The following is an 18,936-nucleotide window of genomic DNA, read 5'->3' on the forward strand; positions in this document are numbered from 1 at the left end:
ACCTGTTGAAGAAATTATTGCTTTTAACCACTGGTGGGACGATTGCATCTGTAGAAAGTGAAAATGGTTTAGCTCCAGGTGTTAAAGCTGAGGACCTTTTAAGCTATTTAAACGAAATTAATGCAGACTACACAATGGACACAAAGTCCCTAATGAGTATAGATAGTACCAATATGCAACCTGAATACTGGGTTGATATCGCAACAGCCATTTATGAAAATTATGACCAATATGACGGATTTGTCGTCACGCATGGAACAGACACAATGGCCTATACATCAGCAGCACTATCGTATATGCTGCAAAATCCTGATAAGCCAATTGTCATTACAGGGTCACAAATTCCAATTACGTTTAAGAAAACAGATGCGAAGAAAAACATTACAGATGCGATTCGTTTTGCATGTGACGGTGTTGGCGGCGTATACGTCGTATTTGATGGCAGAGTCATTCAAGGAACTCGCGCAATCAAACTAAGAACGAAAAGCTACGATGCATTTGAAAGTATTAACTACCCATATATTGCATCGATTGAAAATCATCAAATTGAATACAATAGCAAAGTAAAAAGATCATCAATGAAACCGCTTAAATTAGATGCATCCTTGAACACAGACGTTTGTTTATTAAAACTGCATCCAGGACTGAAGCCTGAGTTTTTAGATTCAATCAAAGGTTTGTACAAAGGGGTCGTCATTGAAAGCTACGGCAGCGGCGGAATTCCTTTCGAAGGAAGAAACCTTTTAGAAAAAATCAACGAATTGCTGGAAGAAGGCATTTCTGTTGTGATCACCACTCAGTGTCTCGAAGAAGGAGAAGACATGAGTGTGTATGAAGTAGGACGTAAAATCAATCAAGAACTGGTTGCTCGTTCAAGAAACATGAACACAGAAGCCATCGTGCCAAAGCTCATGTGGGCATTAGGTAAAACAACAGATCCACGAGAAGTGAAAAAGATTATGGAAACGCCAATCGCAGAAGATTTAGTGATTTAACTATTCTATAGAAAGCAGGTCATACGAGATGGTTCAAGCAACTTATCGTTACGAGAAGGATTTTCTAGGTGAAAAAGAAATTCCCGCAGACGTGTATTATGGTGTTCAAACGCTTCGTGCAAAAGAGAATTTCCCGATTACAGGATATCGCATGCATGAAGAACTCATTCGAGCATTTGCCATTGTCAAAAAAGCAGCAGCTCAAGCCAATATGGAAGTCGGACGTTTATATGAAGGAATTGGAAATGCGATCGTTCAAGCTTCAGATGAAGTGATTGAAGGCAAATTCCATGAATATTTCATCGTAGACCCGATTCAAGGCGGCGCAGGAACGTCTATGAATATGAATGCCAATGAGGTCATTGGAAACAGAGCCCTCGAGATCATGGGACATCAAAAGGGCGAATACATTCATTTAAGTCCAAACACACATGTGAACATGTCACAATCGACAAATGATTCGTTCCCAACGGCGATCCATATTGCAGTGCTCAAGCAGTTAGACATTTTACTTGAGACGATGCAGGCCATGCAGGACGTATTTCAAAAGAAAGCAAAAGAATTCGATCATGTCATCAAAATGGGGCGTACTCATTTACAAGACGCTGTTCCGATCCGTTTAGGACAAGAGTTTGAAGCATACAGCCGTGTGCTCAGCCGTGATATTAAACGAATCAACCAATCAAAACAGCATTTATATGAAGTAAATATGGGTGCGACAGCTGTTGGGACAGGCCTCAATGCAGATCCTCGCTACATCGAAATCGTAGTGAAGAAGCTTGCTGATATTTCTGGACTGCCATTAGTAGGCGCAGAGCACCTCGTCGATGCGACGCAAAATACAGATGCATACACAGAAGTATCTGCTGCCTTAAAAGTATGCATGATGAACATGTCTAAAATTGCGAATGACCTTCGCTTAATGGCATCTGGCCCACGTGCAGGTCTTGCTGAGATTGCATTGCCAGCCCGTCAGCCGGGATCATCCATTATGCCTGGGAAAGTCAATCCAGTCATGGCAGAGCTCATTAACCAAATCGCATTCCAGGTCATTGGGAACGACCACACCATCTGTCTTGCTTCTGAAGCAGGCCAGCTTGAGTTAAATGTGATGGAGCCTGTTCTGGTCTTTAACTTGCTTCAATCTATTAGTATAATGAATAACGGATTCCGCTCATTCACAGATCACTGTTTAGCGGACATCGAAGCAAATGAAAAACGTTTGAAAGAATATGTCGAAAAAAGTGCAGGTGTCATTACTGCGGTAAACCCTCACTTAGGCTATGAAGCCGCGGCTAGAATCGCAAGAGAAGCCATTTTAACAGGACAATCGATCAGAGATCTTTGCCTGCAAAATGATGTGTTAACAGAAGAAGAACTTGATATTATTTTGAATCCTTACGAGATGACAAAGCCTGGCATTGCGGGTGCAGAGCTCCTAGAGCGATGATAATATCAAAAATTTTATTTTATTAATATGTTGAATTGCCTGTGAAAAAGAGAAAAACAGGCAATTCACTTTCTTTCGAATTGACACACTTTTTTCACAATATTTTGAAAACGCTTAACGCACGCACAAAGGGAGGAAACAAAATGAAAACACCACGTCTACCGTCTATTTTAGAAGTCGTGTCTGTACTTGGCTTATTTTTAGCAATTGTTTTATCATTCACTCTTTACTTCAAATTAGATATTCAGCTAGCATTGTTCATCTCATGGTTTATGGTTATTGCTTTAGGAATTCGTTTAGGGCATTCGTACAAAGACCTTCAAAATGCGATCACAAAAGGGATATCGAATGGATTAGAGGCTGTTTTAATCTTAATTGCAGTAGGTGCACTTGTTGGTACATGGATTGCTGGCGGTGTTGTACCCACGTTAATTTATTACGGACTGGAATTTATTCATCCTAATATCTTCTTATTAGCTACACTGATTATCTGTTCTATTATGTCTGTTGCTACTGGTACGTCTTGGGGTACAGTTGGAACGGCAGGTATTGCGATGATTGCGATTGGTGAAGGATTGGGTATCCCATTACCGATCGTAGCTGGGGCTGTTTTATCTGGCGCTTATTTTGGTGATAAATTATCTCCTCTATCTGATAGTACTGTGCTCGCTTCCTCTCTTTCAAAAGTGGACGTGCTGGCGCATGTAAGAGCCATGATGGTTTTATCCATACCGGCCTTTGTTATTACGGCTATTATGTTTACAATTACTGGATTTATGTATGGTGGAAGAAATATTGATCAAGATAAAGTAGAGTTTTTGAAACAAGCATTGCAGGATACATTCACGATTAATATTTGGATGATCATTCCGGCAGTCATTGTTGTCCTATTACTTGTATTGAAAAAACCGTCAATGCCTGTTATCGCAATTGGTGCACTGCTTGGGGCAGTCTGGGCGATGGCATTCCAAGGAATGAACCCAGCTGATGCGCTTGGTACAGCTTATAACGGCTTCTCTATTAATTCAGATGTAGATTTCTTAAATACACTGTTGAACCGTGGCGGTATTGTCAATATGTTAGGATCTCTAGTGGTCATTATTCTTGGACTTGGTTTTGGTGGAGTTCTTGAATACTTAGGCGTGTTAAAAGTGATCGTCGCAACATTCGAGAAAAAATTGCACAATGCAGGAAATGTGACACTGTCTACACTTGTAGTAGCATTCTTTGCGAATATCTTTGGTTGTGCAATGTATGTCTCATTAATTCTTACACCAAAAATCATGGAAAAAAGCTATGACAAATTAAAATTAGACAGACGTGTGTTATCTAGAAACTCTGAGGTTGGTGGAACACTTACGTCTGGTATGGTTCCATGGTCAGATAACGGAATTTACATGGCAGGGATTCTAGGCGTCTCGACATTCTCTTATTTACCATTTATGTGGCTGAGCTTTGTTGCCATTGGTCTTGCCATCATCTACGGATATACAGGGAAATTCATTTGGTACGTGAAAAATCAACAAGACTCAGAAGAATCGGCATCATAAGCCACTGCAAAAGCCGCCCCTCCCCCGGGCGGCTTTTGTTTGTCCTAGGACCGTAAGACTATGTGTGTTTCCAGAAGGGTGGTTGTGTATTTTGACCCCCTATAAAAGAGGGCTTAAGGTGTGGTGTGAAGCAGATTGAAAGCATATTTATACCATAAAAAGGGCACAAATCCCTATTCAAACATGAGTCTTTGAACCTTATAATAACAATATTGGAAAAAGTGCGATTCACCATTACGCTCGTTTAGAGGGACTCTAAGCAGCGTTTTTATTTTTGACAGGAGGAGGAACCCATATGAGCTTATCGGATATGCTGTCTGCCCTTAACGGTGGCATTTCAAATAAAAAGGCAGAGATCGAAGAGAAAATTGCTCGACTCAAAAAGGCAAAAAGTAAGATTGAACGTGAACAAGATGCCGCAGAAACAGACCTAAAACAAATCAAGCAGCCAAAGCTTGGGGCCTCTTGGAAAGGGGAGCGGAGCCAAGATTTCAAATCAGAACGAAATGAAGCGCATGATGCGCTGCAAACGATCGTAAGCGATAAATATCCACGCTACGTGAGCCGAATCGAATTCAAAATCAGTACACTAGAAGCAGAGCAGGCTGCCTTATCCTTTGCCAGCTCTTTAGCTGGAGATGCCGCACGTTTGGCTGAAAAAGGAGAAGACGCAGTAGAAGACGCAAAACGCTTGATCTCAAAAGCATGGAGCAGCTTGTAAGCGAGCTTCATGCTGAACCAATCTGGAGGATATCATAATGGGACAAATTAAGTTAAACTACCAAACAGTGATGGATAAACTAGATGAAGTCTCCCAAGCAGTTGAAGCTTTAACAATGAAAAAAGCAGCAGATAAAGCTGGTGAAAACAGCCTTGAATTTGTAACCAAATGGACGGCACGTGAAGCAGAGGTGGGCGAAATGGTCTCAAGCTTTAAAGAAGCCTTAATCAAAAACGTTCAGGATACACGCTCAAATGTGAAGACGCTAAAAGAACAGGATGAAGCGATTGCGGCAAAATCATAAGCCCCAATCGTTTTATTGATAGCGTAGCTGAGTACGATGTAAAATATAGTCGTAAAGACTCATATATAATTCGGGATTTATGACCTTAGATTATTCCGTTTTTCTTCCAAACACCATGTTAAAAGGACACCTTTTCCCTATTTAAGCCTAAGGCTTTTCACCTTATACTATACTTAATGAAAGCGAACGATAGAAATGTCAGGACTGGAAAAAGCAGATGATCTGCCCGGTTTCAAAAACGCTGACGCCGTGCTTTCTTATGAGGTCTAATAGAGGTGGATGACATGAGTTTATCCGAGATGCTGCACCATCTGCATATGGGGATTGAAAACAAACGTGCAGAATTTGACGAAATGATCTCTCGGTTAAAGACAGCCAAAAGTAATATTCGAACAGAACAAGATCTTGCGCAGTCTGACATAAAGGAAATCAAGAAGCCTGCTCTAGATTCGTCATGGAAAGGTGAGAGAGGAACGGACTTTCACCGTCATCGGAAAGAAGCCTATCACGTGCTGCACGACATTGTGAACAATGAGTATGAAACCTATATTACGGAGATAGACCAAAAAATTATGCACTTTGAGTTAAAAAAAATGGAACTCGCTGTCGCTAGTAATTTTGCAGGAAGAGCCCAAGATGTGATGGAAAAAGGCGAGGATTTTGCAAAGGATGTCAAACATTTAATTGAACGGGGCTGGAAAGCTCTTTAATAAAATAAACGAAACAGCCGGCTGAACAAGCGGCTGTTTTTTTTGGTTTAGTCACATCCGCTGCTACCACCTGAATCACCACCGCAGGAGGCATCAGAAGCGTGATGTGTATACGAATCAGTATAGTTACTGGTTGTTGAACTGTGATGTGCAGAATGCCTAGAAGATGAACGCTTATCTTTTGGTGTAAACATGTGGGCGGTAATGGCGCCTAAAGAAGCTATGATGATGATGATAACAAACATGATGTATCCCTCCTCTTGTTTCATATTCATACGTTTGAGCCATAACAAAGTTCCCGGTCGGAAAGAAAAACTGGGCAAAGAGTTCTATTTTCGTTTATGATGATAGGCAAAAGTAATTGACCAAGGGAGGGGAGTCTATGTTATCTCTACGTCAGGAGGAGCTGTTGAGGCGGTTAATGCAGGCAGAGCAGGAGCTGACAGGTGAAGAAATTGCACGCCTGATAGGCGTCACATCACGAACAGTTCGAACAGATATGAAAGCGCTTAAATCAGTATTAGAAGTACACGGGGCAACACTTCATATGAAACGTGGAGCAGGGTATACATTGACTGTCGAAGATTATGGAGCATTTCGTACTTTTTTGAAAAACTCAATGAGAGAAAGAAATGAAAAAAAGAATCAAGTTATTCCAAATCAGCCGGAGGATCGTATCTCTTATTTATTGAGAAGGCTTTTATTGTCCGAAGACTATATGAAATTAGATGAATTGGCCGAGGAATTATTTGTGAGTGAATCTACTGTGAAAAATGACCTGAAAGCAGTCAAGCATCTATTTTCTTTACATGGACTTTCTGTTGCACACCGACCTAAATATGGACTGAGGCTGACTGGAGATGAAATGAAATTAAGGTATTGTCTAGCTGAGCATGTGTTTCAGCAGGAGCATCCGAACCCTGCCCTTTTACCTGAAGAAACGTATCAATTGATTCAAGATATGGTGCGTTCACGTACAAAGGCAAGCGGCCTTCATGTGTCAGAGATCGGTTTAAGCAACTTAGTGACACATATCGCCATTGCGTGCAAACGAATTGAAGAGAAAAAATTGGTGATGATGCCGGAAGGAGAACTCAAAGACATTCAAACACAGCCCGCTTTTCAAGTGGCGAGGCAAATGGCAGAAGATATGCGTCACGTGCTCGGTATAGATTTTCCATTATCTGAAATGGCCTATATTGCGATTCATTTAATGGGTGCAAAAATGATGGCGTATGGAGAAACGGGCCACACGCTATTTCACATGCTTGATGAAGAGCATTTCCGTTTAACTCACCAATTACTTGGTTATGTCGAAGAGCACATGTCACTTGATATTCAGACGGACAAGGAATTGATTGTGGGACTAAGTCTTCACCTGAGATCAGCGATTCATCGGTTCCGATATGATATGAACATCCGTAACCCCTATTTATCAGACATAAAAAGGCATTATCCGATTGCTTTTGAAGCAGGTGTCTATATGGGAAGATGGCTGAAGGAAAAAGAGAATGTAGAGATTCATGAAGATGAAATCGGATATTTGGCGCTGCATATTGGTGCTGCCATAGAGCGGACAAAAACTCAGACTGTGAGAAAAAAATGCTTGATTGTGTGCGCAACGGGTGTCGCGAGCAGTCAGCTTCTTCTTCATAAGCTGAAGGCCGCCTTTAGCGAAAGGCTAGAGATTGCTGGAACTGCAAGTGTCAGTGACCTTTTGTCGTATGACTTGAGAAGTATCGATTTGATCATTAGTACCATCCCGCTTCAGAACACACTACCTGTGCCAGTGATTGATGTACATACGATCCTCAGTGAAGACGATATGTTGAGGCTGAAACGATTTGTACAGGGGTCACAAGAAATGGGGGTCTTGCGATATATCAGTCCGAAGATGACTTTTTTTCAGCAAGATCTACAAACAAGGGAAGAGGTTCTTCAATTTTTCGTGAATGTATTGCAAGAACAAAACCGAATCCCGGATGATTTTGAACAGCTATTACTGGAAAGAGAGGAAGTGTCACCTACGTCGTTCGGTCATTTGGTCGCAATCCCTCACCCAATCAAACCGGCAACAGATGATACGTTTTGTGCGATCTGTACGTTGAGAAAACCAGTGTTGTGGGGCGACGATCGGGTACAGGTCGTCTGTTTGTTAAGTATACAGAAGACGTATCAGAAAGAATTGCAGTCACTTTATCAATTTCTTGTGCGTTTGACAGAGCAGAAGGAAGTGGTGGAGCAAATCATCAAAGCTGCTTCATTTGAAGAACTGACGGCGGCGCTGCACGTGTTGGAACAGCCAGATGAAAAAAAAGGATACCCATTTCCGCATCTGTGAGGAAAAAGATTGGATGTTAATGAAAGCGCTTTTAAAATAACATCAAAAAGGAGGATGATCACGAGTTTTTGTAAAGGGGGAGACGGATCATGAGCTTTAAAGAGAGAGCGGCCGACGTCATGGGACATGTCGCTTATCGTATTACAAATCAGAAATATATTATGGCGATTAAGCAAGCATTTGTCACATTAATGCCAATTATCATTACGGGGGCATTTGCTGTACTGGTCGCAAATATGATCATGAGCCCGGAAACAGGGCTTGCCCATTTTGAGATATTCAGGTTTTTAGCAGAGCTTCAGCCAATTATGAAGGCAATCAATTATGCCACGCTGAACTTTTTAACGATCGGGGCTGTGTTCCTTATCGGGATTGAGCTCGGGAAAATCAATGGACACAAATCATTGTTCCCAGGATTAATGGCATTGATTTCATTTATATCCGTTATTCCGACGACACTTCTTCTTGAAGTCGATGGATCAATGCGTGAGGTTGTCGATGTGCTGGCGAGGCAATTCTCCGATCCAAAAAGCTTATTTTTGGGTATGATCATTGCCATCGTCTCTGTAGAGATCTTTTGTAAGCTTACCGAGGTGAAGTGGCTGCAAATTAAGATGCCAGATTCTGTTCCATCAAATGTGGCGACATCTTTTTCTTCACTTTTCCCATCAATTATTACGATTACAATCATTAGTTCATTCGGGTTTGCGTTTCACCGTGTGACAGGCATTTATTTGCATGAAGCGGTGTATAACGTCGTGCAGCGTCCGCTTGAAAGTGTTGTGCAGGGACTGCCTGGTATTTTAACGTTAATGTTTGTGGCTCAATTTTTTTGGGTGATCGGTATTCATGGCAACCAAATGATTAAACCGATTCGCGAGCCGCTGTTATTAGGATCAATTGCAGTGAATATGACAGCATTTCAAGAGGGCAAAGAGATTCCAAATATTATCACGATGCCATTTTGGGATGTGTATATGAGCATTGGTGGTTCGGGTGTGACGATTGGTCTGTTGATCGCCATTTTTATAGCGGGTAGAAGGGAAGAGATGCGGAGCATTGCCAAGCTTTCATCAGGACCTGGACTGTTTAACATCAATGAACCAGTTATTTTCGGATTACCTGTCATGTTGAACCCTGTGATGGCAATTCCGTTTATCGTTACACCACTCGTGACAGGTACGATTGGCTATATCGCAACCGCTACAGGTTTTGCCGGGAAAGCGGTGGTGATGGTGCCGTGGACGACACCTCCGATTGTGAATGCTTGGCTGTCTACCGCTGGCAGTATGGGGGCTGTCATCACACAGCTCATCTGTATTGTTGTCGCTGTTTTCATCTATTTACCTTTTGTCCTCTTATCCAACCGGAAGCCAGAAGCAGCACCTGATTCAGAATAGAAGGAGGGCTCTGAATGAACATGCAATTTAGATGGTATGGCAAAGAAGATCCTGTCTCCCTTTCATATATTCGGCAAATTCCCGGCATGAAAGGGATTGTCAGTGCAGTCTATGATGTGCCGGCTGGTGATCTGTGGCCGGAGGAAAGTATTGCTCATTTAAAAGCGGAAATCGAACGTCACGATCTTGCTTTTGAAGTCGTAGAAAGTCTCCCGATCCATGAAGATATTAAGCTGGGAAAGCCTAGCCGGGATGTTTATATCGAGCATTATCAAGAAAATATCCGCAGATTAGCAAGGCATGGTGTGAAGGTCATTTGTTATAACTTCATGCCAGTCCTTGATTGGACACGAACACAGCTCGATTTCCCACTAGCTGATCAATCGACGACCCTTGTTTATTTTCAGCATCAGCTTGAACAGATGGATATAGAAAAAGATCGATTTTCCTTACCAGGATGGGATACGTCTTATACGCAGGAAGAAATGAGAAAGTTGATGGCTGCATACAGGGCATTGGGTGCAGAAGGGTTATTTGAGAACCTAGACTATTTCTTGGGAAATATCCTTCCAGTTGCAGCGGAAGAGAACATGAACATGGCACTGCATCCAGATGACCCTCCTTGGAACATATTTGGTCTGCCCCGCATTGTCAGTTGTGAAGAACAAATAGATCGTATCCTTCAGCTCGATGAACGCTCACAGCATGGACTGACCTTTTGTTCCGGTTCCCTAGGCTGTAATGCGAAAAATGATGTTCCTTCACTTGCGAGAAAGTATGCCAAAAAAGGGCGTATACACTTTGCTCATTTACGCAATGTCAATTTGTATGAAAACGGTGATTTTGAAGAGTCGGCACACCTGTCGTCAGCAGGCAGCCTCGATATGGGAGCGATTGTGAACGCATTGTTTAAGGAAGGATTTGCTGGCTATGTCCGGCCAGATCATGGACGAATGATCTTTGGTGAGACGGGCAGACCTGGCTATGGATTATACGACCGAGCACTTGGAGCTATGTATTTACAAGGGATGTGGGAAGGACTTCAAATTCACACGAAGAAAGGTCAGGTGGCAACATGAACAAAATCGACATACCCAATGACTTTATTCTAGGTGCTGCGGCTTCTGCTTGGCAGACGGAGGGTTGGAAAGGGAAGAAACCGCATCAGGATTCGTATATAGACCTTTGGTATAAGGAGGGGTATCACGTATGGCACGAAGGGTACGGACCAGCAGGAGCAACGAATTTTTACGAGCGCTATCCTGAAGATGTAGCCCTTATGAAGGAAATTGGGTTATCTCATTACCGGACATCGATCAATTGGTCGAGGTTTCTCATAGATTACGAGAATGGAATTGTAGATGAGACCTATGCTCGTTATATTGATGATTTCATCAATGAATTACTTGAAGCAGGTGTAGAGCCGATGTTTTGCTTAGAGCATTATGAGCTTCCTGCCGTTTTGCTTGAAAAGTACGGCGGTTGGTCATCTAAACATGTTGTCGAGCTGTTTGTTCTGTATGCAGAAAAGGTGTTTGAACGCTATGGAGACCGGGTCAAACATTGGTTTACCTTTAATGAACCAATTGTTGTTCAGACTCGTGTGTATCTAGATGCTATTCGTTATCCTTTCGAGCAAAATACGAAGAAATGGATGCAGTGGAACTATCATAAAGCCTTGGCGACATCAAAAGTGGTGAAGCTTTTTCAGGAAATGGGCTTGAAGGAATCAGCCGGTGCAAAAATTGGGGTCATTCTCAATCCAGAAGTGACGTATGCGAGATCGACTGCTCCGCATGATCAAGAAGCGGCCCGCATGTATGATTTGTTTTTTAATCGCGTGTTCTTAGATCCCTCCATTAAAGGCGAGTATCCAGAAGAACTGCTTGATGTGTTGAAAAAGCATGACATTCTTTTCGATGCAACGGAAGAAGAGCTTCAGCTCATTAAAGATCATACAGTCGATGTGGTCGGTCTTAATTTATACTATCCGCATCGCGTTAAGGCACCTAGCAAGGCTTGGAACGAAAATACACCGTTTCATCCATCTTATTATTACGATCTATTTGAGCTCCCAGGGAGAAAAATGAATCCATTCAGAGGCTGGGAAATCTATCCGAATATCGTCTATGATATGGGCATGAGAATAAAAGAAGAATACGGTAATATCGAGTGGTTTGTGGCTGAAAACGGTATGGGGGTCGAGCAGGAAGAGCGGTTTAAAAACGAAGACGGCATCATTGATGATCAGTACCGAATTTCATTTATCAGCCAGCATTTGAAAAAAGCCCTCCAAGCGAAAAAAGAAGGTTCAAACTGCAAGGGATATATGCTCTGGGCTTTTACGGATAATGTCTCGCCGATGAATGCATTCAAGAATCGCTACGGATTAGTAGAGATCCAACTGGAGAATGAACGGAATCGTCAGATGAAAGCGTCAGGGTACTGGTTCAAAACATTAATCCAAACGAGGAAATTAAGGGATGAACCAGATGTCATTTATCAATAGGAGTGATGGGATATGAAGCGAATCATTCTCGCTTGTGCAGCAGGAATGTCGACGTCGATTGTGGTATCTAAAATGAAGGCAGCCGCAGAAGGAAAAGGGCTGGATTATGAAATTTATGCGATACCTGAAGGGGCCATTGCGGATGAATTAGAAGAGCATGGGAACGATGTAAAGGTCATTTTGCTAGGACCGCAAGTTAGCTTTATGAGAAAGGCAGCAGAAAAAACAGCGGCACCTTATCATATACCTGTCGATGTGGTAAATGTAAGATTATATGGAACAGCGAATGGAGAAAAAATTCTAGAACATGCACTGAAACTAGCAAATGAATCTTGAGCAATCGGAGGAGAAGCAGATGACGGTATTAGAGGAAATGCAGGGAGCAGCCTTTCAAATCATTGCCCATGCAGGTGAGGCACGAAGCCATTATGTAGAAGCCATTCGTCTAGCAAGAGCGGATGACTTTGAAGCAGCACAGCAGTTGATTGAAAAAGGGGAGGAAGCGTTTCGAAGCATCCATGACCTGCACTTGTCGCTGATACAAAAAGAGGCGGCAGGGGAACAGCTTCCCTTTTCTTTACTGCTCATACATGCAGAAGACCAAATGCTCACAACAGAGACCATCCATCTGCTTGCCATTGAAATGATCGAAATGTGTAAAAAAATGAATACCCTGTCAAAATAGATATCAGTTATTAACCAATTTCTGTTATAATCATTCGGTAGATAAAGAGAAAGCAGGATTGGTGAATGAAAAAAACATGTATGTGGCTTGCAGTTGGTTTAGTCATGCTGCTCATTTCGGGCTGTATGGGTACGAAACAGCAAACAGAAGGAAACCAGCAAGCCATCAAAGAGGTAAAGGGTCAAGTACAAACGAAAGAAACAACAGAAACGCAGCAAATTGAAGCGGCAGAGATAGACAAACAAAACTGGATTCAGCAAAAGGAACCCGTTGCGCTTCCAATCTTGATGTATCACAGTATTTCCAGCGGTAATTCGTTACGTGTGCCAAAAAGCGAATTTGCGGCTCATATGAAATGGCTGAAAGACAACGGCTATGTCACGCTGTCGCCGAAAGAGGCATATCAAGTTCTCGCGACCAATTCGACACCAAGTGAAAAGTATGTTCTTATCACATTTGACGATGGATATACGGATAACTACACAAAGGCATTTCCGATTTTAAAAGAATATGGAATGAAAGCCACGATTTTTATGATCGAGCAGTCCATTGGCCGTCCGCATCATTTAACCGATGCTCAAATGGATGATATGATGGCGCATGGTATTTCAATAGAGAGTCACACCATTCATCATTTAGAACTCAATCGTTTAACACAGAAGCAGCAGGAAGAAGAATTAAAAGGATCGAAGGTATTCTTTGACCAGCGTTTTTCTCAACAAACAATCATGGTCAGCTATCCGGTCGGTCGCTATAACGAAGACACGCTGAAGCTGGCGAAGGAAGCAGGATATGAAATGGCTGTGACCACTGAACCAGGACATGCGAAAAAGGAACAAGGCATGATGTCCTTACACCGCCTGCGCATTTCACCGGGACTTTCACCCGAAAGCTTTGGCAGGCTGATAGAGGGAAATTGATCAATATTAGATCACAGATGTTTCACATGAAACATTTTACGACACGTTTCGTGGAGATGCTTTGTGGATCGACAACATCATCGGGCTTGAGTACACATCTAGGTATATTCTTCAGACGTGATCGTCACACATAATGTTTTTTAAATGATGTGAAAAGGGAGAGAGCAAAGATGTCAAATTTTCTTGGAATTGATCATGTCCAGTTAGCTGCCCCAAAGGGGAGTGAAGAGAAGGCACGTTTGTTTTTTGGGGAGATTCTAGGAATGAAGGAAATACCTAAGCCTGTTCACCTAGCAAAACGTGGCGGTGTTTGGTTTCAGTGTGGCAATCAACAGCTTCACATTGGCATTGAAGATCAGTTTCAAGCAGCGAAAAAGGCTCATCCAGCTTTTCAAGTAAAAAAATTATCAAATTTAAAAGAGACATTAATGAAACATCATATTCTTATAAAGGAAGATCAGCCGTTAGATGGAGCCATCAGGTTTTATGTAGATGATCCATTTGGAAATCGAATTGAATTTTTAGAGAGACTGTAGAAAATAAATCTTGTGAGAAACAATAAGGATGTCGAGAAAATCTCGACATCCTTATTTTATGAAAGTAGGTTATTGATAAACAGGATAACCCGTTATCTTTATATCTTTTCCGAGTGGTTCAAGAGAGAGTTGATCCAGTTCAATTGCATCACTCATGAGGCGTATGCCTTCGCCTCCGAAAAAAGAAGGAGAGAGTCGACCGCCAATGAGCTTGGGCGCCATGTAGATGACGAGTTTATCGACAAGCTGCTGTTCTAAAAATGAGGCATTGATTTGTCCGCCGCCTTCAATCATCAGGGAGGAGATATTTCTTTCTCCAAGCACTTGAAGTACTTCTTGTAAGGGCACTCGGATATCGCTATCCGTCATGATGACGCTGACGCCAGCTGCTTCTAAAGCGGCTCGTTTTTCTTCATTGGCTTGTTTTGTTGTAAAGATCCATGTTGGCGCCATTTGATCTGTGACCACCTTTGCTGTCAGCGGGATAGACAGCTTAGAGTCTAAGACAATTCGAATTGGATGATGACCGTTTGGAATCCGTGCTGTTAATGAAGGATCGTCGTGAATGACGGTTTGCGCACCGACCAAGATGGCATCGTTGATACTGCGAATGTGATGTGCATCATAACGGGACGTCTCTGATGTAATCCACTTGCTGTCAGACGTAGCAGATGCAATTTTTCCGTCTAACGTAATGCCTGCTTTGAGTGTCACGAAAGGCGTTTTTTTCGTAATAAAGTGATTAAATACTTCATTCATCAGAATGGATTCCTGTTCAAGTACGCCCGTGATAACTTGTATGCCAGCGTCTTGTAAAATGGCAATCCCGCGGCCAGCGACCAGCGGATTCGGATCAAGTGCCGCCACGACAACAGTTTCGACGCCAGCTTTCACAAGTGCTTCAGCGCATGGGCCTGTGCGGCCATGGTGGGAACAAGGCTCTAGTGTCACATAGATCGTGGCACCTTTTGCCTTATCTCCAGCCATTTTGAGCGCATGGATTTCTGCATGTGGTTCGCCGGCCTTCATATGCGCCCCGACCCCAACAATTTCATTTTCTCGCACAATCACAGCCCCGACGAGCGGATTGGGAGATGTCTGACCTTTCATTGCTTCGGCATTTTTAAGGGCTAGTTTCATATATCGCTCATGATGTGGCAATCGTACGCACCTCTTGATCCGCCTTCATATGGCCTGAGCGGTTAATTTTTGTCTGCAAGTATTTTTCATTGAACTCAGAGACATCACCCCAAAGAGGAATCCGTCCAGAAAGAGAAAGGCCTGCATGACTGATAGCATCGGTCTTTTTCGGATTATTGGTAATAAGTCTGACTGGCTTTGTACGCAACGTTTGAAGAACAGCAATCGCTTCTTCATATTGACGTGTATCATCTTCAAAGCCTAGTGCTTCGTTTGCTTCTACTGTATCGTAGCCGTTTTCTTGCAAGATGTAGGCCATGGCTTTACTGAAAAGACCGATCCCGCGTCCTTCATGGTTGGCTAAATAAAACAGTGCGCCTGCTCCATTGTCCTCAATCATCCGCATAGACTGTTTCAATTGGAACCCGCAATCGCAGCGTTTGCTTCCGAAAATATCGCCGGTGTGGCAGATGGAATGCATGCGGATCAGCGCTTCATCAGCATGTTCGAAATCTCCGTAAACAAGGACACTTGATTGCTGGTGATCTGCAAGCTCACGGGAGGAAAGGCTTTCGATTAAAGCTTCATCTGATAATGGTTCTTTCCCGTCATCTTTTAACCATGAATACCAGTTAAACATGACCGTTCTACCGTCTAAATTCACTGGCAGTTTAATAGGTCCAGTGATATATATAAATCCGTCTTCTTGCTGTACTCGTTTGATTTTATCTTTTAAAATGGCTGTTTTAACCTCTGTGTGTTTGTCCATATTCTGCACCTTCTTTTTTGTCTGTTTGTTCAATCTGTAAACGAACGAGAACGCCAAATGGATCAATAAATTCGTTACTTTTTCCTGTCGTGTTCATGTGAACGCCTGCTTTTGTCAGACGTTCGACGACGGATGTTCTATCGTCTTCTTTTGGGAAAACCAGTGTATAGCTTCTAATTCCTGAAAAACGTGGATCAATGGCTCCTTTTCTCCCGCGTCCCCATGCATTAAAGGCAAGGTGGTGATGATAGACGCCACCAGCAACGAATAAGCTGGCTGGGGGAGCCATTCGGATATGAAAACCGAGCGTGTTCACATAAAAGGAATCGGCTTCTTCTGGGTTGAGATGGAAATGCAAGTGTCCCATGACTGTACCAGCCGGGAGTCCTTCCCAGGTGGAATCAGCGGCTTCTTGCAGGAGACCATCTCCATCAAGCGGAGCATTTCCGCCACCTTTCACTTCTCCATGCTCACCTACCCATATGTCCTGAGGACGATCAGCATAAATCTCAACGCCGATGCCATCTGGATCACTTAAATAAATGGCTTCACTGAAAAAGTGATCGCTTGCTCCAATTAAAGGATAGCCTTTTTTGAGCACATGCGCCAGCCATGTGCCCAGGTTTTTTCTGGTAGGTAATAAAACCGCAAAATGATAAAGTCCTGGCTCATGATCCGGCTTCTCTTTCAGCTGCACATCTTCTTTCAGCACAAGGATTGGTTCCTTTGCGTTGCTGCCAAGCGTGACAGTAGAATCCGTCTGTTCTAATAAAGTAAAACCTAAAATGTCTGTATAAAAAGGCAAAGAACGCTCAAAGCTGGACACATGTAATTCTGTTACACCTAATCTTACCTGCTCTATTGTATTCAAAGCTCGGTCATCTCCTTCATGTTATATGCATCTGCATGTTCAATGGTTTATTGAAAATTGATAAAATGATTACCTTGTTACTTTTAGTAACTAAACTATATAATAGTTAGTGACTTATTTCAAGTAATTAATTATGTTATAATGAAAAAAAGTAGAGAAAAGCAGGAGGGAGTAAAGTATGGCTCAAGTAGATGGCTGCCCAATTACAGATGCCATGGAGATTTTAGGGAAGAAGTGGGTGATTCTGATCATCAATCAGCTTTTGACAGGGCCAAAACGTTTTTGTCAGCTAGAAAATGAAATGAACATCAGCGGACGGTTATTATCAGAAAGGCTGAAAGATTTAGAAGCTGAAGGCCTTGTTGAGAAAAAAGTATATCCCGACATTCCCGTGCGGATTGAATATGAACTAACAGAACAAGGAAAGAAAATTGAACCAGTCATACGGGAAATGTATGCTTGGTCTTTAGAGCGCAAAAATAGTGAAAAGGGTGAACATGTCCCTTCTTAATCGATTTCGATCAGTGTCCCTGATCGATTTTTTTTGTGATTTTCCAGAAATCTAAGTCAATAGTATGAAAAATGATGTTGACAATAATTTCATTCATCATATAATATCAAGGAGAAGAGGGTTCTTTTCCCTGTAATGGAATGGGGAGGTTATGCCATGGTATCATGAATGGGACAGATTACCTAAACCGTGTATCACTACATCATGTAGCAACAGACATCTTTGACTTGTCAAAAGCAAAGATTTATTTTTTGGTCTCTATTGATAATGATTATCATAATCATTTATGAGTGTGATTCATACGCTGATAAAGGTTATTTTTTTTATTGTCCATTGAGAATAATTATCAATATCAATTAGGAGGGTATATATGAAATCACTTCGTTCAGCATCACACGTCTTATTATTCTTTAGCTTTGTTCTATTGTTTGCTCTAGCCCCGGTTAGCTCTGCCTCAGCAGCAGGTTTAGCAGATGGTCAATATTCAGCACAATATGTGGTATGGAAAGCAGACAGTGATTCAACGTCAACAGCAAATACGTATTTTGAAAAACCAGCTAAGCTTGTTGTGAAGGACGGAAAAATCAAAGCGCAAGTCACGTTAACGAACAGCTCTTGGATTACAAGCTTTAAAACATTGGATCAAGGTGTCTACAAAGATGCGAAGGTGATCAGTACAAACACAGCTGCTAATAAGAGAACGGTAGAGTTCAATGTCAACAGCCTGACAGATGTTGTACCAGCAAAAGTGAGTGTGACTGTACCGGTCATTGGATATACAGGCAATTACGATATTCGCGTCAAGTTTGATGCAGCAACTGTTCAATAAAAAGGGAGGAAATTCATTTGATGAAAAAATGGATCAGGATGCCAGCCTTCATGGCTGCATTGCTGCTGGCACTTATACTGCCTTTTTCAAATGCACAGGCTGCCTCATTAAATGATGGTACATACTCCGTCAATTACACTGTGATGAAGGCCGAAGGAACTGCCGTTTCGATGGCAAATGATTACTGGCTGAAGCCGGCAAAAGTGATCGTGAAAAATGGCAAGCTGACTGTGCAAATGACCATTAAAAACAGCAGCTGGGTAACGGAATTTAAAGTGCCGGGAAATGGCGGCTATGTCGATACGACGGTTCTATCAACGAATAAGAAAGCCAATACAAGGCTTGTCCAATTCCAAGCACAGAGTTTGTCTAAACCAATCAAGTCAAAAATCCATGTCACAGTCAAATCGGCTGATTATGATCATGACTATACCATCCAACTGAAATTCGATGAAAGCAGCATCAAGTCACTTTCTTCTGACAGTTCAAAAGAAACAGCAGGTGCAGCAAAACATCAAGAATCATCAAAAGAAACAACCAAAACAACTGATTCATCCACCAAAACAAAACAAGAAGAAAATCCTCAAACTGGTGATACAAGCCAGATGGGATGGCTCCTTGTGCTTGTCTTATGTTCAGGCGGGTTTTTAGCGAGAAAGTGGATCATCAAGCATTAACGGAAGGAAGTGTCATCT

At 42.2% G+C, this 18,936-nt stretch carries 21 protein-coding genes; 17 read left to right on the top strand and 4 right to left on the bottom strand.

The window, feature by feature from the left end; translation table 11 throughout:
• Positions 1-5: 5 nt before the first annotated feature.
• From ACTJJQ_RS09600 to ACTJJQ_RS09625, 6 genes are all read left to right on the top strand, one after another.
• Positions 6-995 (top strand): asparaginase, encoded by a 990-nt coding sequence (locus ACTJJQ_RS09600; protein WP_017358664.1) that lies wholly within the window; start codon positions 6-8, stop codon positions 993-995.
• 28 nt (positions 996-1,023) lie between these two features.
• On the top strand, positions 1,024-2,445 hold the full coding sequence (gene aspA, locus ACTJJQ_RS09605) for an aspartate ammonia-lyase (protein WP_007497957.1): 1,422 nt from the start codon (positions 1,024-1,026) through the stop codon (positions 2,443-2,445).
• A gap of 143 nt (positions 2,446-2,588) precedes the next feature.
• Complete coding sequence (gene nhaC / locus ACTJJQ_RS09610; protein WP_017358666.1) at positions 2,589-3,995, top strand: Na+/H+ antiporter NhaC; 1,407 nt, start codon at positions 2,589-2,591, stop codon at positions 3,993-3,995.
• Between the two features lie 295 nt (positions 3,996-4,290).
• Complete coding sequence (locus tag ACTJJQ_RS09615) at positions 4,291-4,716, top strand: YwqH-like family protein (RefSeq protein ID WP_017358667.1); 426 nt, start codon at positions 4,291-4,293, stop codon at positions 4,714-4,716.
• Between the two features lie 37 nt (positions 4,717-4,753).
• Entirely contained in the window at positions 4,754-5,020 is a 267-nt protein-coding gene (locus tag ACTJJQ_RS09620; protein WP_008345634.1) for a YwqI/YxiC family protein, read from the top strand.
• Positions 5,021-5,304: 284 nt separating this feature from the next.
• Positions 5,305-5,730 carry a YwqH-like family protein gene (locus ACTJJQ_RS09625; protein WP_007497950.1) on the top strand — a complete coding sequence of 142 codons (426 nt, stop codon included), beginning with the start codon at positions 5,305-5,307 and terminating at the stop codon, positions 5,728-5,730.
• 47 nt (positions 5,731-5,777) lie between these two features.
• Here ACTJJQ_RS09625 and ACTJJQ_RS09630 read toward each other — a convergent pair whose 3' ends face one another.
• Positions 5,778-5,975, bottom strand: coding sequence for a hypothetical protein (locus ACTJJQ_RS09630; RefSeq protein ID WP_025208222.1), 198 nt, complete (start codon positions 5,973-5,975; stop codon positions 5,778-5,780).
• Between the two features lie 137 nt (positions 5,976-6,112).
• On the opposite strand from ACTJJQ_RS09630, the gene ACTJJQ_RS09635 reads away from it, so the two are divergent.
• The 8 genes from ACTJJQ_RS09635 to ACTJJQ_RS09670 all read left to right on the top strand — a co-directional run bounded on the left by ACTJJQ_RS09635 (position 6,113) and on the right by ACTJJQ_RS09670 (position 14,121).
• Positions 6,113-8,071 carry a BglG family transcription antiterminator gene (locus ACTJJQ_RS09635; protein WP_242731277.1) on the top strand — a complete coding sequence of 653 codons (1,959 nt, stop codon included), beginning with the start codon at positions 6,113-6,115 and terminating at the stop codon, positions 8,069-8,071.
• An 89-nt stretch (positions 8,072-8,160) separates the two neighbouring features.
• Positions 8,161-9,471 carry a PTS sugar transporter subunit IIC gene (locus tag ACTJJQ_RS09640; protein WP_024719533.1) on the top strand — a complete coding sequence of 437 codons (1,311 nt, stop codon included), beginning with the start codon at positions 8,161-8,163 and terminating at the stop codon, positions 9,469-9,471.
• A gap of 14 nt (positions 9,472-9,485) precedes the next feature.
• A complete protein-coding gene (gene uxuA / locus ACTJJQ_RS09645; protein ID WP_251185135.1) occupies positions 9,486-10,550 on the top strand; it encodes a mannonate dehydratase in 1,065 nt (354 codons plus the stop codon).
• Positions 10,547-11,980: a glycoside hydrolase family 1 protein gene (locus tag ACTJJQ_RS09650; RefSeq protein WP_146270992.1), complete on the top strand. Its 1,434-nt coding sequence runs from the start codon at positions 10,547-10,549 to the stop codon at positions 11,978-11,980. The genes uxuA and ACTJJQ_RS09650 overlap by 4 nt, the downstream gene beginning before the upstream one ends.
• Positions 11,981-11,992: 12 nt before the next feature.
• A complete protein-coding gene (locus tag ACTJJQ_RS09655; protein ID WP_146270990.1) occupies positions 11,993-12,316 on the top strand; it encodes a PTS sugar transporter subunit IIB in 324 nt (107 codons plus the stop codon).
• Positions 12,317-12,335: 19 nt separating this feature from the next.
• Positions 12,336-12,665, top strand: a complete 330-nt coding sequence (locus tag ACTJJQ_RS09660) for a PTS lactose/cellobiose transporter subunit IIA (protein ID WP_008345614.1) — start codon at positions 12,336-12,338, stop codon at positions 12,663-12,665.
• A gap of 65 nt (positions 12,666-12,730) precedes the next feature.
• A complete protein-coding gene (locus ACTJJQ_RS09665) occupies positions 12,731-13,585 on the top strand; it encodes a polysaccharide deacetylase family protein (RefSeq protein ID WP_024719530.1) in 855 nt (284 codons plus the stop codon).
• Positions 13,586-13,755: 170 nt separating this feature from the next.
• The gene (locus ACTJJQ_RS09670) at positions 13,756-14,121 is read left to right on the top strand and encodes a VOC family protein (RefSeq protein WP_024719529.1); all 366 of its coding nucleotides are present in this window, start codon (positions 13,756-13,758) and stop codon (positions 14,119-14,121) included.
• Positions 14,122-14,190: 69 nt separating this feature from the next.
• Here ACTJJQ_RS09670 and ribD read toward each other — a convergent pair whose 3' ends face one another.
• From ribD to ACTJJQ_RS09685, 3 genes are read right to left on the bottom strand one after another with little or no spacing between them, the layout of a single operon-like run.
• Positions 14,191-15,282 (bottom strand): bifunctional diaminohydroxyphosphoribosylaminopyrimidine deaminase/5-amino-6-(5-phosphoribosylamino)uracil reductase RibD, encoded by a 1,092-nt coding sequence (ribD, locus tag ACTJJQ_RS09675; protein ID WP_268361254.1) that lies wholly within the window; start codon positions 15,280-15,282, stop codon positions 14,191-14,193.
• Positions 15,269-16,030 (bottom strand): GTP cyclohydrolase II, encoded by a 762-nt coding sequence (locus ACTJJQ_RS09680; RefSeq protein ID WP_008345606.1) that lies wholly within the window; start codon positions 16,028-16,030, stop codon positions 15,269-15,271. The genes ribD and ACTJJQ_RS09680 overlap by 14 nt, the downstream gene beginning before the upstream one ends.
• Positions 16,008-16,901: a VOC family protein gene (locus ACTJJQ_RS09685; protein WP_426579097.1), complete on the bottom strand. Its 894-nt coding sequence runs from the start codon at positions 16,899-16,901 to the stop codon at positions 16,008-16,010. Before ACTJJQ_RS09685 ends, ACTJJQ_RS09680 begins: the two co-directional genes overlap by 23 nt.
• Before the next feature lie 178 nt (positions 16,902-17,079).
• Between ACTJJQ_RS09685 and ACTJJQ_RS09690 the strand changes: the two genes are divergently transcribed.
• The 3 genes from ACTJJQ_RS09690 (at position 17,080) to isdC (ending at position 18,918) form a co-directional block, all read left to right on the top strand.
• Positions 17,080-17,412, top strand: coding sequence for a winged helix-turn-helix transcriptional regulator (locus ACTJJQ_RS09690; RefSeq protein WP_007497926.1), 333 nt, complete (start codon positions 17,080-17,082; stop codon positions 17,410-17,412).
• A 370-nt stretch (positions 17,413-17,782) separates the two neighbouring features.
• Complete coding sequence (locus ACTJJQ_RS09695; protein ID WP_007497924.1) at positions 17,783-18,241, top strand: NEAT domain-containing protein; 459 nt, start codon at positions 17,783-17,785, stop codon at positions 18,239-18,241.
• A 20-nt stretch (positions 18,242-18,261) separates the two neighbouring features.
• Positions 18,262-18,918 (top strand): heme uptake protein IsdC, encoded by a 657-nt coding sequence (gene isdC, locus ACTJJQ_RS09700; protein ID WP_110487238.1) that lies wholly within the window; start codon positions 18,262-18,264, stop codon positions 18,916-18,918.
• Positions 18,919-18,936: the final 18 nt, after the last annotated feature.

This window comes from Bacillus sp. 22483 (genome assembly GCF_052044605.1).
In the GTDB taxonomy this organism is placed as follows: domain Bacteria; phylum Bacillota; class Bacilli; order Bacillales; family Bacillaceae; genus Bacillus; species Bacillus altitudinis.